14 protein-coding genes are annotated in these 14,627 nt (G+C 46.4%); 10 read left to right on the top strand and 4 right to left on the bottom strand.

What is annotated here, in order from left to right; genetic code table 11:
- The 6 genes from A3735_RS25095 to moaA form a co-directional block, all read left to right on the top strand.
- A partial coding sequence (locus A3735_RS25095; protein ID WP_156499914.1) for a M23 family metallopeptidase occupies window positions 1–324 on the top strand: 324 nt, incomplete at its 5' end.
- A 318-nt stretch (window positions 325–642) separates the two neighbouring features.
- Entirely contained in the window at window positions 643–3,378 is a 2,736-nt protein-coding gene (gene secA, locus A3735_RS25090; RefSeq protein ID WP_068516353.1) for a preprotein translocase subunit SecA, read from the top strand.
- A gap of 36 nt (window positions 3,379–3,414) precedes the next feature.
- Entirely contained in the window at window positions 3,415–4,647 is a 1,233-nt protein-coding gene (gene argJ / locus A3735_RS25085) for a bifunctional glutamate N-acetyltransferase/amino-acid acetyltransferase ArgJ (RefSeq protein ID WP_068516350.1), read from the top strand.
- Window positions 4,648–4,738: 91 nt separating this feature from the next.
- On the top strand, window positions 4,739–5,779 hold the full coding sequence (locus A3735_RS32405; RefSeq protein WP_082865281.1) for a Nudix family hydrolase: 1,041 nt from the start codon (window positions 4,739–4,741) through the stop codon (window positions 5,777–5,779).
- A 49-nt stretch (window positions 5,780–5,828) separates the two neighbouring features.
- Window positions 5,829–6,317, top strand: a complete 489-nt coding sequence (gene moaC / locus A3735_RS25075; RefSeq protein WP_068516348.1) for a cyclic pyranopterin monophosphate synthase MoaC — start codon at window positions 5,829–5,831, stop codon at window positions 6,315–6,317.
- Between the two features lie 24 nt (window positions 6,318–6,341).
- Window positions 6,342–7,349, top strand: a complete 1,008-nt coding sequence (gene moaA, locus A3735_RS25070) for a GTP 3',8-cyclase MoaA (protein WP_068516344.1) — start codon at window positions 6,342–6,344, stop codon at window positions 7,347–7,349.
- Window positions 7,350–7,365: 16 nt separating this feature from the next.
- On the opposite strand, the gene A3735_RS25065 is transcribed toward moaA, so the two are convergent.
- Window positions 7,366–7,986: a class I SAM-dependent methyltransferase gene (locus A3735_RS25065; RefSeq protein WP_068516341.1), complete on the bottom strand. Its 621-nt coding sequence runs from the start codon at window positions 7,984–7,986 to the stop codon at window positions 7,366–7,368.
- 238 nt (window positions 7,987–8,224) lie between these two features.
- Between A3735_RS25065 and ribA the strand changes: the two genes are divergently transcribed.
- Window positions 8,225–8,842, top strand: a complete 618-nt coding sequence (gene ribA / locus A3735_RS25060) for a GTP cyclohydrolase II (RefSeq protein WP_068508589.1) — start codon at window positions 8,225–8,227, stop codon at window positions 8,840–8,842.
- On the opposite strand, the gene dxs is transcribed toward ribA, so the two are convergent.
- From dxs to A3735_RS25045, 3 genes are all read right to left on the bottom strand, one after another.
- Window positions 8,839–10,761 (bottom strand): 1-deoxy-D-xylulose-5-phosphate synthase, encoded by a 1,923-nt coding sequence (gene dxs, locus A3735_RS25055; protein ID WP_068516339.1) that lies wholly within the window; start codon window positions 10,759–10,761, stop codon window positions 8,839–8,841. The two genes, ribA and dxs, sit on opposite strands and share 4 nt — an antisense overlap.
- Before the next feature lie 96 nt (window positions 10,762–10,857).
- A complete protein-coding gene (locus A3735_RS25050) occupies window positions 10,858–11,763 on the bottom strand; it encodes a polyprenyl synthetase family protein (protein WP_068516336.1) in 906 nt (301 codons plus the stop codon).
- Between the two features lie 32 nt (window positions 11,764–11,795).
- Entirely contained in the window at window positions 11,796–12,044 is a 249-nt protein-coding gene (locus A3735_RS25045) for an exodeoxyribonuclease VII small subunit (RefSeq protein WP_068515370.1), read from the bottom strand.
- Window positions 12,045–12,335: 291 nt separating this feature from the next.
- Here A3735_RS25045 and pomA point away from each other — a divergent pair, with 291 nt between their 5' ends.
- The 3 genes from pomA to A3735_RS25030 form a co-directional block, all read left to right on the top strand.
- Window positions 12,336–13,094 (top strand): flagellar motor protein PomA, encoded by a 759-nt coding sequence (pomA, locus tag A3735_RS25040; RefSeq protein WP_068516334.1) that lies wholly within the window; start codon window positions 12,336–12,338, stop codon window positions 13,092–13,094.
- A gap of 60 nt (window positions 13,095–13,154) precedes the next feature.
- Window positions 13,155–14,150 (top strand): flagellar motor protein MotB, encoded by a 996-nt coding sequence (locus tag A3735_RS25035; protein ID WP_068553495.1) that lies wholly within the window; start codon window positions 13,155–13,157, stop codon window positions 14,148–14,150.
- A 40-nt stretch (window positions 14,151–14,190) separates the two neighbouring features.
- A partial coding sequence (locus A3735_RS25030) for a hypothetical protein (RefSeq protein ID WP_068638858.1) occupies window positions 14,191–14,627 on the top strand: 437 nt, incomplete at its 3' end.

Raw genomic sequence — 14,627 nt, 5'->3', positions numbered from 1 at the left:
TCAGGAAAGCGTGCCTGGCATGCCGGAGTAGACTTCGCAGGTAAGGAAGATAGTGACATCATCGCCGTTGCCTCGGGCGTCGTTACATACTCAGGTGACCGCTACGGTTACGGTAACTTAGTTGAAGTCAACCATGGTGGAGGCTTCACAACCCGCTATGCTCACTGTAAAGAACTCAAAGCAAAAGTAGGCGATATTGTCGACAAAGGCCAAGTGCTCGCATCAATGGGCAGCACCGGCCGCTCAACCGGCCCTCACGTGCACTATGAAGTACGCAAAAACGGCAAAGTCATTAACCCCAAGAAGTATATTCATCGTCGTTAGTGCCTTATTTCTTTGTTGAGGTAATGGGTCTGATTTACCAAAAACCTGACCCATTTCGCTATTTATCGACTTTTCTTTTGTTTTTCTCTTCTCTGCCCTTGTATTACTTCATCTCATACCCATTTTAGCCTTTGAGCCTGGTTTCAATTCACTGTAGACTTGAACTTATTTTTTCAACAATAATCAGGGATCGCTGTTTCATCTTTGGCTTATCACGCCGAACGTGACCATTAGAAATCAATGTGCGGGCGCATTCTATAGAATAGCGCTCTGTCTGCAGAGCTCTCAATTAACAAGATACGAATATAGAAGATCATTATGTTTTCATCAGCAATGACCAAGATTTTTGGTAGTAAGAACAAGCGCGAACTCAAGAGAATGAGAAAGGTCGTCACGAAGATAAACGCTTTGGAAGAGGATCTTTCCAAACTAGATGATGAAAGCTTAAAAGCTAAAAGTGCAGAGTTTAAGAAGCGAGTTGGTGAGGGTGAGAGCCTGGATCAGATTTTGCCTGAAGCTTTTGCAGTGTGTCGTGAGGCTGGTAAGCGTGTCTTATCTATGCGTCATTTCGATGTTCAGTTGATTGGTGGTATGACGCTGCACGAAGGTCGAATATCAGAGATGAGAACTGGTGAAGGTAAAACGCTGGTAGCAACCTTGGCTGTATACCTTAATGCTCTGGAAGGTAAGGGTGTGCACGTTGTGACCGTGAACGACTACCTTGCAAAGCGTGACTCCAAATGGATGGAGCCACTCTATAACTTTTTGGGCTTAAGTGTTGGTGTTGTCTATGGTGGCCAGCAGCCAGATGAAAAGAGAGCAGCTTACCAGTCAGACATCACCTATGGTACTAATAACGAGTTTGGTTTCGATTACTTGCGTGACAATATGGCCTTCAATCTTGAAGGTAAGTATCAGCGTGGTCTGAACTTTGCGATTGTCGATGAAGTTGATTCGATCCTGATTGATGAAGCGCGTACGCCTTTGGTTATATCTGGCGCAGTTGAGGACAGTTCCAAGCGTTATAAGCAGATTAATGCTTTGGTACCGATGCTGAAGAAAGCGGAGGTAGGTGAAGACGATAAGCCTATTGATGACGGTCACTTCACAATTGATGAAAAATCGAAAAATGTCGATTTGACTGAAGCGGGTCATACCTATCTTGAAGGACTCTTAATTGAGCATGGCGTGCTGGAAGAGGGCGATAGCCTTTACGCTGCGACTAACCTGAACATACTGCACCACGTCTATGCCGCTTTGCGTGCGCATTACCTATATGTGAAAGATGTCGATTATATCGTTCAGAATAAGCAAATTGTTATTATCGATGAACATACCGGCCGAACCATGGCTGGTCGTCGTTGGGGCGAAGGTTTGCACCAGGCGATAGAAGCTAAAGAGAATGTTGCAATTCAGGCTGAAAGCCAGACTTTGGCTTCAACCACCTTCCAGAACTTCTTCCGAATTTATTCGAAACTGGCTGGTATGACGGGTACGGCGGATACCGAAGCATTCGAGTTCCAGCAAATTTATGGTTTGGATGTTGTCGTTATTCCGACAAACAAAGAGATTCAGCGAATTGATCATAACGACCTGATCTATCTGACGCAGGAAGAAAAATACCAAGCGATCATTGATGAAGTAAAAGCTGTGGTTGCGCAAAAGCGCCCGATACTAGTGGGTACTGCATCTATTGAATCATCTGAATTTTTGTCTGCATTACTTAAGAAAGCAGGCATTAAGCACAGTGTATTGAATGCGAAGCAGCATGCTCAAGAAGCTCAGATCGTTGCGCAAGCCGGTTTGCCGGGTGTTGTAACCATTGCGACGAACATGGCTGGTCGTGGCACGGATATTGTTCTGGGTGGTAATTGGGAAGCTGAAATTAAAGCATTGAAAGACCCAAGTGATGACAAGATCGCTAAAATCAAAGCTGACTGGGAAGTACGAAATAAAGCCGTACTTGAGGCAGGCGGGTTGCATATTTTGGGTACCGAACGTCACGAGTCTCGTCGAATCGATAACCAGCTTCGTGGACGATCTGGCCGTCAGGGTGACCCAGGTAGTACCCGTTTCTTCTTGTCTTTAGAAGATAACTTGATGCGTCTGTTTGCCTCGGATCGTGTACGTAACATCATGCAAGCCTTGGGTATGGACAAAGGTGAGGCCATCGAGCACAAGATGGTGAGTAATGCGATTGAAAAGGCTCAGCGTAAAGTAGAAGGCCGTAACTTTGATATTCGTAAGTCCTTACTGGAATACGATGATGTGGCGAACGATCAGCGTAGTGTGATTTATGAGCAGCGTAACTCGGTGATGGAGTCTGATGATATTTCAGATATCGTTGCAGCGATTCGCGAAGAAGTTGTTGATGATACGATCAGTCGCTTTATTCCACCGCAAAGCCTAGACGAGCAGTGGGATATCGCCGGGCTTGAAAGCCATCTTGAGTCAGAGTTTGCGGTTAAACTCCCCGTACAAGAATGGTTGGATAGTGACGATAGCTTGCACGAAGAAACCTTGCGAACCAAGATTATTGAAGAGATCGTTAAAGTTTACAAAGAGAAAGAAGAGACGGCGGGTGCGCAGTCTATGCGTAACTTCGAGAAACAAGTGTTTCTACATATTCTTGATACGCTTTGGAAGGAGCACTTGGCATCAATGGATGCATTACGTCAGGGTATCCATCTACGCAGCTACGCTCAGAAAAACCCTAAGCAGGAATACAAGCGAGAAGCATTTGTTCTATTTGAATCGATGCTGGGCAATTTGAAAAATGACGTGGTACGTGTGACCAGTCACGTGAAGATTCAGACTCAAGACGAGGCTGAAGAGCTAGAGCGACGCAGACAGCAAGAGCTAGAACAGCAATTGGGCCGGGCAAAGACTGAACATGCAGATGCCAATGCAGCCGGTAGTGAAGGTGGCTCGGCTCCGGCGGCTGAAGAAAAGCAGGCCCCTGTGACGCGAGAAGGCCGTAAAGTAGGGCGTAATGAGCCTTGCCCATGTGGCTCGGGCAAGAAGTATAAGCAGTGCCACGGTAAGGTTTCATAGCCTTACTGTTAGTAAATATTTTAATTGGAAGGAATTATGGCTGTTGGTAAGGGTGATTTACCTGCCTTTTTTGACATAGACGGTGCGCGTATCGGTGTTGTTGAGGCTGGTATCAAAACAGAGGGTCGTAAAGACCTGGTTTTGATCGAGCTGGCTCAGGGGAGCACCTGTTCAGGCGTTTTTACAAAGAATGCTTTTTGCGCTGCACCGGTTCAGCTCTGTAAAGCGCACTTGGCGACAGGTAGCTTTGCTCAGGCTTCAAATGCCTATTTAGTGGTGAATACCGGTAATGCCAATGCAGGCACGGGTAAGCAGGGTATGGATGATGCTTTGCAAAGTTGTGCTGCTATAGCTGAACAGTTTGGTGTTGCGCGAGAACAAGTGTTGCCCTTTTCAACCGGTGTTATTGGTGAAAAACTGCCTATAGAGAAGATCGTAGCGGCAATTCCTCAGGCTAAAGTTCAGTTAAAAGGTGATGCTTGGGCCGATGCGGCCGAAGGTATTATGACAACCGATACTCGACCCAAGGGTGTGTCGACTGAAATTAGCTACGCAGGCGAGACTGTTCGTATTAATGGCATCAGTAAAGGCGCGGGCATGATTAAGCCAAACATGGCAACCATGCTGGCCTATGTCGGATGTGATGCGAGCGTGCCTCAAGCTTTGCTAGATGAATTATTGCAGGAGCTTGCTGAGGCCTCATTTAATCGAATTACTGTCGATGGCGATACCTCGACAAACGATTCTTGTATTCTGTTTACGACAGGCAAGTCAAAAGCACCTTTGATTGATAAGTCTCATGCTGATTTTCCAGCCCTTAAAGACGCCTTAAGTGATGTCTTGGTCGAGCTGGCGCAATTGATCGTGCGTGATGGCGAAGGTGCCACCAAGTTTGTAACGGTTCAGGTTGAGCAGGCTAAAAGTACTGAAGAAGCACTTGAAGTGGCTTACACCATTGCTCATTCTCCTTTGATTAAGACCGCCTTATTTGCCTGCGATCCGAATTGGGGTCGTATTCTGGCCGCCTTGGGCCGGGCTTCGATTGAGGCGTTTGATTTGAGCTTGGTCGAGATATACTTGGGTGATGTCAGGATTGTTCATCAAGGCGAGAAGTGTGCCGAATATACTGAAGAGCGCGGTCAGGCAGTGATGGATCAAGAAGAGATCACCATACGTATCGACTTAGCGCGTGGCAGTGTTGAAGAAACGGTATGGACAACTGATTTGTCTCACGACTATGTGACGATTAATGCCGAATACCGGACTTAAGCTTTATTTCTAGATAAAGCATACACTTTTTTGAATTATTATCTGGCTCATAGCTGTAAAGCTTATGGGCCGTTTTTTTGTAAAGGGGCTTATGTCGTCATCAAAAATAGTTCATGTGGCCGTTGGCGTCATAGAGAGAACATCTGCTGCCGGTGCCCGAGAGATCCTGATTTCTAAGCGTCCTGATGAGGTTCATCAAGGCGGCTTATGGGAGTTTCCAGGCGGCAAGGTCGAAAGTGGTGAAACGCTTCCTGTTGCTTTAGCCAGAGAACTGGAGGAAGAACTTGGCCTGGTGTTCGATCCTGAAGAGGCTGGCGCACTGCGACCGTTGATTCAGATTTCTCATGACTATGGTGACAAGCAAGTGCTGCTCGATGTCTGGCTGGTGTCCAAATTCTCGAAAGCGCCAAGCGATGGTCTTGGCCGAGAAGGTCAGCAAGTAAAGTGGGTTGAGTGTGGGGATTTATCAAAATACAGCTTCCCTGATGCTAATGTGCCTATCATCACCGCCTGCCAACTTCCAGAGCAATATATAGTTACGCCTACCTACCCAAATTTGGATAGGGCAAGAAAAGAAGTAGAAGTTTTGTTCGAAAAATGTCCAGGCATGATACTCTTAAGGCAGCCAGATTTAAGTATTGATGAGTATTTTATTTGGCTGGATGACTTGCTGGCGACGATTCCCGGTTTAGGGCAGAGCCTAATGCTGAGTGCGCACCTTGAGTTGTCTTTTGATGCGGAGGCTTCGGCGGAGCTGCTAGGTGAATGCTTGCTTCGTTTTGAGCAATACAAAACGCGTGTTAGAGGTGTTCATTTGCCGACTTATGTGGCGAAGCGTTGTCATGTTAGACCTTTTAAAGAAAACTTTTATTTAGCGGTGTCCTGCCACTCTTTAGATGAGCTGGCACATGCACAAAGTATTCGGGCAGACTTTGCAACATTGTCACCGGTGCAGGAAACAGCTACTCACCCTAATGCCATCGCAATTGGCTGGTCTAGCTTCAGTGCCTGGCTTAAGTTAGCGACGCTGCCAGTGTATGCATTAGGGGGAATGAGCCCTGCTGATTTACCTCGTGCTTTTCAGGCAGGAGCGCAAGGTGTAGCAGGTATTGGTGCGTGGTCTAAAAGATAGCAGCTTGGTCTGATAGAATGAGTCATTAGAGTCTGGGAAAGAGGTAAGTATGTCCGACAATCTAACGCACCTGAATGAGCAAGGTGCAGCGCATATGGTAGATGTGGGTGAAAAAGAAGTTACCCACCGTATTGCACGCGCAGAAGGTTACGTTTTAATGAAGGAAGAAACCCTTCGGATGATTACCGAAGGTCGTCACAAGAAAGGTGATGTATTCGCGACCTGCAGAATAGCCGGAATTATGGCGGCAAAGAAGTGTTCGGAGCTGATTCCCTTGTGTCATGCCTTGAACCTCAGTTCTGTAAGCATAGAGATTGAAGCGCTAGGTCTCGAAGAGGGTGAACCCCGGGTAAGAATGACGGCCCAGTGTAAGCTTGATGCCAAAACGGGTGTTGAAATGGAAGCCTTAACGGCCGTGAGTGTCGCCTGCTTGACTTTGTATGATATGTGTAAGGCGGTTGATAAAGGTATGGTGATCGATCAGGTAAGATTACTCGAAAAGAAAGGTGGCCGTAGTGGTCACTATTTGGCATCGTAAAATTGAACTATTGAGTGAGAGTCGATGAGTATTAATAGCAATCAGTTAATTGACAAGTTTGGCCGTCGCGTTAGCTACGTGCGTATGTCTGTGACTGATCGCTGTGATTTTCGCTGCGTCTATTGCATGGACGAAGAAATGACCTTTGTTCCGAGACAAAAAGTCCTGACTTTGGAAGAAATGCACCAAGTTGCTGAGGCCTTTGTCGAGCTAGGTGTCGGAAAGATACGTTTAACGGGTGGTGAGCCTTTAGTTCGAGCAAACGTAATGTCCTTGTGCGAGTCGGTAGGCGCCTTGCCTGGTTTGGATGAGCTGGTGATGACGACAAATGGTTCACAGTTATCAAAAGTCGCGAAGTCTTTGCTCGCCTCGGGCGTAAAGCGTTTAAACATAAGTCTGGACACTCTAAAGGCTGACAAGTTTAAAGAGTTAACTCGCGTTGGTGATCTTGAAAAAGTGCTTCAGGGAATCGATGCAGCAATTGACGCAGGCTTTGAGAAGATCAAATTGAATGCTGTGATTATGAAGGGTCGGAATGCCGACGAAGTAATCCCCCTGATACGTTTTGCAGTGAGCAAAGGCATTGATATTAGCTTTATCGAAGAGATGCCCTTAGGCGTTATCTCGGAACATAGTCGCGAAGAAGCTTTTTGCTCGAATCAAGAGCTTAAAGAAATTATCAGTGAGGTTTGGCCGCTTCAGGTAGTGTCGACCGGCAATCGCTCCGATGGCCCGTCGCGTTATTATCAATTGCCCGGAGAAAAGACTCGCATCGGATTTATCTCGCCTCATAGTCATAACTTTTGTGGTGACTGTAACCGGGTGCGAGTGACTGCTGAGGGTTTACTTTTGCTATGCTTGGGTAATGAGCATGCGGTTGACTTGCGTGCCGTCTTGCGTGCCCACCCCGGAGACAGAGAGCGTCTGAAGCGAAGCATTATCGAGGCAATGGACCTTAAGCCAGAGCGTCATGAGTTTAACTTGTCTGAAGAGCCTCAAATTGTTCGCTTTATGAATATGACAGGTGGTTAAGCTCCTAAGTCCGAATTTATAGTTTTCGAGCTTCACCTAGATAAATATAGCCTGCGAACTTTGGTGCTTTAGGAGCGTAGAAGCGCTCAATCATTACAATTTCGAACCCGCCTGCTTGAATGAGCTTATCAATCGGGCGGTTCAGGTTACAACCTCCTGCAACACAGCCCCAGGGTTTGTTTAAACGGTGTTGCCATTTCTCAACTTTTGGTTCAGGCGCTAGGCCATGCTCACTAAATAGAAGCTTACCCTCAGGCTTGAGTACTCTATGCATTTGCTGAAGGGCTTTGTGGTAGTCGGGGATTGTGCATAAGGTGAAGGTTAGCAGGATGGTATCAACGCAGTCGTCTTCAAGCGGAATCTCTTCACCAGGTAAGTCCAGCCATTTTACTTCAATATCGGACTTTGCCACCTTAGCTGCGGCCTTTCTTCGCATTCCTTCAGAGGGCTCTAGGCCCCATACAAAGTCGATGTTCTTACTGTTGTAGAATTCAAGGTTGGCGCCAGAGCCCATGCCAATTTCGAGAACTCGTCCGGTGCATTTCGGTACTATTCTTTTACGGAGTTTCTGAATAGGGGGAGAGGTGCAGGCAGCATTGATCAGATGTGGAAGAATACGCTCTTCGTATAGGTTCATTTTCTTAGTTCTTATTATCTTTGGGAGGCTAATTAGAGCAGCTGCTTTCGGGGCTTTCAAGTTATGTAAGTTTGAATTCACTAATTTGTCGCGGAAAAGACAGTTTCAATTTACATTCGAGTTAAGCTCGCTTGTCAGAATGTGATACAATGCGCGCCCTGCAGGTCTTATAGCTTGTTTGGATGCTTGCTTGTAAGCCCTTAGTATGCCTTTTTAGTTTGTGCCAAGAGGATCGTCTGTGAAAGTTCGCTTTATTGAAACATGCCGTTTACCAACGCCTTTTGCCGTGTTTGATATGCATGGCTTTGAAGAGGTGGAGTCTGGTCAGGAGCATGTTGTATTGACCTTAGGGGATATCTCAAACGGTGCTCCTGTATTAGCGAGAACGCATTCTGAATGTCTCACTGGCGATGCCTTGTTTAGTATGCGTTGCGACTGTGGTTACCAGTTAGAGCAGGCGATGCAAAGCATTGCTGATGAAGGTCGTGGTGTATTGCTGTACTTACGTCAAGAGGGTCGTGGTATCGGCTTATTAAATAAGATTCGTGCCTACCAGTTACAAGACCAAGGTGCTGATACGGTTGAGGCCAATGAAAAGTTAGGTTTTGCGGCAGATCTCCGAGATTACACGATTTGTTATGACATGCTCGCACATTTGGGTGTTAAGGAGCTGAAGCTGATGACCAATAACCCACGAAAAGTAAAAGCTTTGCAGAGTGGTGGAGTCTCGGTTGTCGAGCGAATTCCAATTCAGGTTGGCCGTAACCCGCATAATGACGGTTACCTTTCGACCAAGGCGAGCAAATTAGGCCATTGGTTGCGCGACCATCAGGACGATGATGCGCCAGCGGACTAACTGGCGTTTTCGATTGCTTTTCGGTTGCTAAGCGCCAAGATGCTCTGTTCAATTCCTTCTGCATCTAAACCGCACTGTTTAAGCAGGTCTTGAGGCTTACCGTGAGCGACAAACTTATCGGGAAGGCCTAGATGAATGACCTGCGAAACAAGTCCTTGCCCGCGTAAGTATTCAGACACGCCGCTTCCTGCGCCGCCGGCGATCACATTTTCTTCCAAGGTGACCAAGGTCTCGTGCTTATTCGCCAGTTCATCAATCATTTGCGTATCGAGTGGTTTGATAAAACGCATGTCCACGAGTGTTGCATTGAGCTTTTCGGCAGCAGCTTTCGCCGGTTCCAGCAAAGAGCCAAATGATAGAATGGCTATTTTCTTTCCTTCGCGAATTGCTTTGGCTTTGCCTAATTCCAAGGCTTGCATCTCTTTTTCAATTTCTGCACCCGGGCCTGTGCCTCGTGGGTAGCGCACGCAAGCTGGGCCTTCATATTGGTGGCCTGTGTAGAGCATTTTCCGAAGTTCATTTTCGTCCGAAGGCGCCATCACAACTAGCTTGGGAATGCAGCGTAAGAAGGATAGGTCGAAACTTCCGGCATGCGTTGCGCCGTCTTCACCAACCAGGCCAGCCCGGTCTATGGCAAACAAAATATCCAGGTTCTGGATGGCGACATCATGAATGAGCTGATCATATGCGCGCTGTAAGAAGGTTGAGTAAATTGCGACAACAGGCTTCACTCCTTCACAAGCCATGCCTGCTGCCAGTGTTACGGCATGCTGTTCGGCGATGGCAACGTCATGGTAGCGCTCAGGGTAGAGTTCGGAAAAACGAACTAGGTCGGAACCTTCTCGCATCGCTGGCGTAATACCGACGACCCGACTGTCTTGTGCGGCGATATCGCAAAGCCACTGGCCAAAAACGTTTGAGTACTTGGGTTGGCTGGCAGGCTTATTTTCAACAGGGCTTACTTTGGGTTTTGCTTCTATTTTGTTGATTGCGTGGTAGCCAATCGGGTCGATTTCTGCTGGTGCGAAGCCTTTCCCTTTTTTGGTGACAATATGAAGGAATTGAGGGCCTTTCAGCTCCTTCATGTTTTCTAATGTTTTGATTAAGGTTGGCAAGTCATGACCATCGATAGGGCCAATGTAGTTAAAGCCTAATTCCTCAAAAAGCGTACCGGGTGCAACCAAGCCTTTGACGTGCTCTTCAGTTTTCTTGGCAAACTCCATTAGGCCGGGAGTGCTGCTCAGAATTTGCTTGCCGCCATCGCGCATCTGATTGTATGTTTTTCCTGACAGAATTCTCGCCAGATGGTTCTTCAAACCGCCTACGTTGTCCGAAATCGCCATGTCATTGTCATTTAAAATAACTAGCATGTCAGGAGCGATATCTCCGGCATGACTCATTGCTTCAAATGCCATGCCTGCTGTTAGAGCGCCATCGCCAATCACTGCGATAGACTTGCGAGAGCTGGACTGCATTTTTGCAGCCAGAGCCATGCCAAGAGCTGCACTGATTGAGGTGCTAGAATGCCCGACACCGAAGGTGTCGTATTCACTTTCTTCTCTTGCGGGAAACGCCGCAGGGCCGTCATGTTGGCGAATTTTTAATATTTGCTCGCGTCGGCCTGTTAGAATTTTATGAGGGTAAGCTTGGTGTCCAACATCCCATACGACACGATCTTCAGGGGTGTTAAATACGTAATGCAGTGCAACCGTAAGTTCGATGACGCCTAACCCGGCACCAAAGTGACCACCTGATTGTCCGACACTGTATAGCAGGTAGGCTCGCAGCTCATGGCTAAGCTGGGCCAGCTGTTCTTCCGATAGTAAGCGCAACTGAAAAGGTTCATTCACCTTGTCCAGCAATGGCGTATTGGGTCGTTGCAAAGGAATTTCTTGAAAGATCGGAAAAGTTGTATGCATTGGCTATAAATTACAGATAGATAGTAAGGGTCGAAGTATAACAGAAACCTTAAAGGGAGGAGTGCAGTTTTTACGACTTAATCGACGTTACACCTCTTACTTTATTCTGGAAATAATATAGTCACTAATCGCTGTAAGTTGCTGAACATTTTTGTCGCCGAGATTACTCAGCGCGTTGATAGACTCTTGGTGTAGCGCTATAAGTTTTTCTTTAGCGCCCTCTAAACCAAGCTGGGCAGGATAGGTCGGTTTGTTTAGCGCGATGTCAGCACCTTGGGTTTTTCCAAGTGTTTGGGTGTCACTGATAATATCCAGAATGTCGTCTTGAACCTGGAAAGCTAAGCCAATAGCCTGTGCGTAGTTGGTTAGCGCTTCATATTCTTGTTTCGTCACGCCTGACGGGCTGCTTAGCGCGCCTATTTGTACAGAGGCTTCAATCAGGGCACCAGTTTTATGTCGATGCATGTTTTCAAGCTGGCTCAGAGACAAGGTTTGCCCGACAGAGTTAAAATCGATTGCTTGCCCTAGCACCATTCCTCTGGCACCACTTGCTTTTGTCAGCAGCTGGATCATTTTGATCTGGCTTTCGAGACCAAAGTGTTTGGCTTGGCTGAGTAATTCAAAGGCCATTGCTTGTAAGGCATCACCTGCCAGAATAGCCGTGGCTTCATCAAACGCTTTATGGCAGGTGGCCTGACCTCTCCTCAAGTCATCATCGTCCATCGCGGGTAGGTCGTCGTGGATAAGAGAGTAGGCGTGAATAAATTCAATTGCACAGGCTGCATCCATTGCCTGCTCTGCCTGAACTGCAAAGCAGTTGGCTGTCGCTAAGGCTAAAATGGGTCGAATGCGCTTGCCTCCCATTAAGGTGCTATATCGGATCGCTTCGCCCAAGTGAGAGTTTGGCGCGCAAAACTGATCCAGGCGCACCTTAAGTGCTGTATTAATTTGAGACTGATATTCTCTCAGAAAGCTTGGGATACTACTTGAATTATCGTTCACGGTAAGAAGTCTTGTATTGATCGGGTCTTGGGCTAGGCGTCAGTATTGCTTTGCTCTTGGAGCGCATTTAACTCAAAGCCATTGTCGCTTTGAGTTAATACAGATACGCGTTGTTGAGCGCTCTTCAAGGTGTTTTGGCAGTCTTTGCTTAGCTTGACGCCTTGTTCAAAAGCGTCAAGAGATTGTTCCAAAGATAGCTGTCCTTGCTCCATTTTATTGACGATTTCTTCGAGAGCTTGTAGTGAAGTTTCAAAGTCATTAATTGAATCGGAAGAGGACATAAAAATCTCAACTAAAAAAGAGGTAAAAAACAGGAACTTTCAATTTTTCGGGCTACACTAATTGTAAATTAATATGTATTAGTGTGACTACTGCCAGGCGACATAGATCGTTTGATCACGTAAACCTAATCGAACAATTATACATACAGATGAAACTTCCTTGTAACAAAATCACGTAATTATTTTCTTTTTAGCGTGCTTGGAAGTGTCTTGAATTAATAGTCAATTTCAATAGTTGAAGGCATTAAGTGGCATATCTGTAAGATGGGAATTTTTTTCTAGGAGCGTTTAGTGGATTTAGCAACCCTCATTGGCTTACTTGGTGGCTTTTGTATCGTTGTATTTGCAATGACCCTGGGCGGCTCAATAGTTCTGTTTATCGACGTACCCTCGGTTTTGATCGTGCTAGTTGGTTCCTTTCTTGTTTTGATGATGAAATACAACCTTGGGCAGTTTCTTGGCGCAGGAAAGACTGCAGCCAAAGCGTTTATGTTCAAGTTGGAGTCGCCTGAAGAAGTGATTACTTTGGTCGTAGAGCTGGCAGATGCAGCTCGAAAAGGTGGTTTGCTATCGCTTGAAGGGAAGGAGATAAATAATGACTTTCTAGCGCGTGGTATTGCTCTCTTAATCGACGGCCATGATGAAGACGTTGTTAAAACAGTTCTGACGAAAGATAAGAATATGGCCGTTGCGCGGCATAAGGCAGGCGCAAGTGTTTGGTCTGCTCTAGGAGACCTGGGGCCGGCGATGGGAATGATTGGTACCTTGATCGGTTTGGTTGCGATGCTGTCCAACATGGATGACCCGAAGTCCATTGGTCCTGCGATGGCGTTAGCTCTATTGACCACGCTATATGGAGCGATGCTTGCAAATATGGTTGCTATCCCTTTTGCTGACAAACTGACTCTTAGAATGGAAGAGGAAGAGTTGATCAAGTCCATGTCAATCGATGCCGTTTTGGCGATTCAGGCTGGTCAAAACCCACGTGTTATTGAAGCTATGTTGAGAACCTACTTGTCTGAAGGCAAGCGAGAAACAGGTGAAGAATAGTTCTGGTTTATTAAGCAGCCTGTATGTTTTTAGTTTGATCTCTGAGGTAACAACTCGACAATGAGTGATGAAGAAGAAAAAGATTGCGATTGCGTCCCCGGGCTCCCCGCATGGATGGGGACTTTTGCGGATCTTATGTCCCTCCTTATGTGCTTCTTTGTTCTGCTATTATCGTTCGCAGAAATAGATGTACTCAAATTTAAGCGTTTAGCTGGTTCAATGCGTAATGCCTTTGGTGTTCAGAATCAGGTTGATGTTACGTCGATCCCGAAAGGAACCAGTATTATTGCTCAAGAGTTCTCTCCGGGAAAACCAGACCCCACACCTTTGCAAGTGGTGATGCAGCAAACGACTGACTCAGATCACCAGACTCTCGAAGTATTGTGTGAGGCTCAGATAGAGAAAGCCGTTGCAGAAGCTTGTGATGAGTCAACTGAAAACGCTCAGGATAAAAAGGCCCAAATCAGTGAGTTTGTTGCTCAAAAAATGATGGAGCTGGAAGAAGAGGCTGAAACCAAGGCAGAAGAAATTGCTGAGAAGCTCCAGACCGAAGTTGCCAAAGATATGGTGGAGCTGGAAACCCAAGGTCGTAAAATTATTATTCGAATTCAGGAAAAAGGAGCCTTTTCTTCTGGTTCAGCTCAGCTTCAGGATGAGTTTATTCCAGTGCTTGATAAGCTGATTGATATCCTCGAGTCAATTGAAGGTGATATCGCCGTGCAGGGGCATACTGATGATGTGCCGATTCAAACTGTTATGTTCCCATCAAACTGGGATTTGTCGGTCGCAAGGGCTTTGGAAGTTGCGCACGGGCTATTTGATGACGGCTACCTAAAACAAGATAGGTTTAGCATAACAGGCTTTGCGGATACTCGGCCGCTGGTGCCGAATGATACGCCTGAGAGTAGAAAGCGAAATCGCCGGGTAGAGATTATTCTTCAAGAGAAAACTGATAAGCAGGTGAAGGAAGAGCTGCGTGAAGAAAGCAAGACGCTGGATGCTAACTCTCAAGCAATTGATAACTTTTTCGAATTGGACCCTGACGAGATCTTCTAGAAAGGAGAGTGTGTGATGGGTTTATCTAGGGATAATATATATGGGTGTAAATTCAGTGACGCACGACAGTGAAAGAAGACGTTATTTTAGAGTGACGGACCTTGTTGGTCTTCGTTATCGCTTTCTTTCGGAGGGTGAAACTGATTTGGCGGTGCAAGCTCAACCGACTTCTCTGAAGTCTCTGCTGTCACAGATAGAGCACCAGATAGCAACAGATCTGACAGTACTGAAGAATTCCCAACCTGAAATTCATAATATTCTTGATCTTTTTAACCAGAAAATAAATTTGGCTTTTGGCCACGGTCTTGCCTCTGGCCAAGAAGAGGGTCTCGAGCAGTCTACTTCTGCTTGTCAGGTTAATTTGAGTGCTTGTGGAATCGCTTTCCCGCTTGAAGAAAGTGCTGCTTTGAATCAGCATGTTCATATAGAACTAACGCTATACCCCAGTAATACTCGATTGCAGCTCTTAGCAGCTGT

The sequence above is a fragment of the Oleiphilus sp. HI0061 genome (assembly GCF_001635675.1).
Note: the sequence above shows the minus strand (reverse complement) of the source record. Positions and strands in the feature narration are given on the sequence as shown.

Excerpts from the sequence above, each read along its gene's own strand:
- A3735_RS25035 (WP_068553495.1), top strand. The coding sequence starts at position 13,155 with ATGAGTGATGAAGAAGAAAAAGATTGCGATTGCGTCCCCGGGCTCCCC.
- argJ (WP_068516350.1), top strand. The coding sequence starts at position 3,415 with ATGGCTGTTGGTAAGGGTGATTTACCTGCCTTTTTTGACATAGACGGT.
- A3735_RS25045 (WP_068515370.1), bottom strand. The coding sequence starts at position 12,044 with ATGTCCTCTTCCGATTCAATTAATGACTTTGAAACTTCACTACAAGCT.
- secA (WP_068516353.1), top strand. The coding sequence starts at position 643 with ATGTTTTCATCAGCAATGACCAAGATTTTTGGTAGTAAGAACAAGCGC.
- dxs (WP_068516339.1), bottom strand. The coding sequence starts at position 10,761 with ATGCATACAACTTTTCCGATCTTTCAAGAAATTCCTTTGCAACGACCC.
- moaC (WP_068516348.1), top strand. The coding sequence starts at position 5,829 with ATGTCCGACAATCTAACGCACCTGAATGAGCAAGGTGCAGCGCATATG.
- moaA (WP_068516344.1), top strand. The coding sequence starts at position 6,342 with ATGAGTATTAATAGCAATCAGTTAATTGACAAGTTTGGCCGTCGCGTT.
- A3735_RS32405 (WP_082865281.1), top strand. The coding sequence starts at position 4,739 with ATGTCGTCATCAAAAATAGTTCATGTGGCCGTTGGCGTCATAGAGAGA.
- A3735_RS25065 (WP_068516341.1), bottom strand. The coding sequence starts at position 7,986 with ATGAACCTATACGAAGAGCGTATTCTTCCACATCTGATCAATGCTGCC.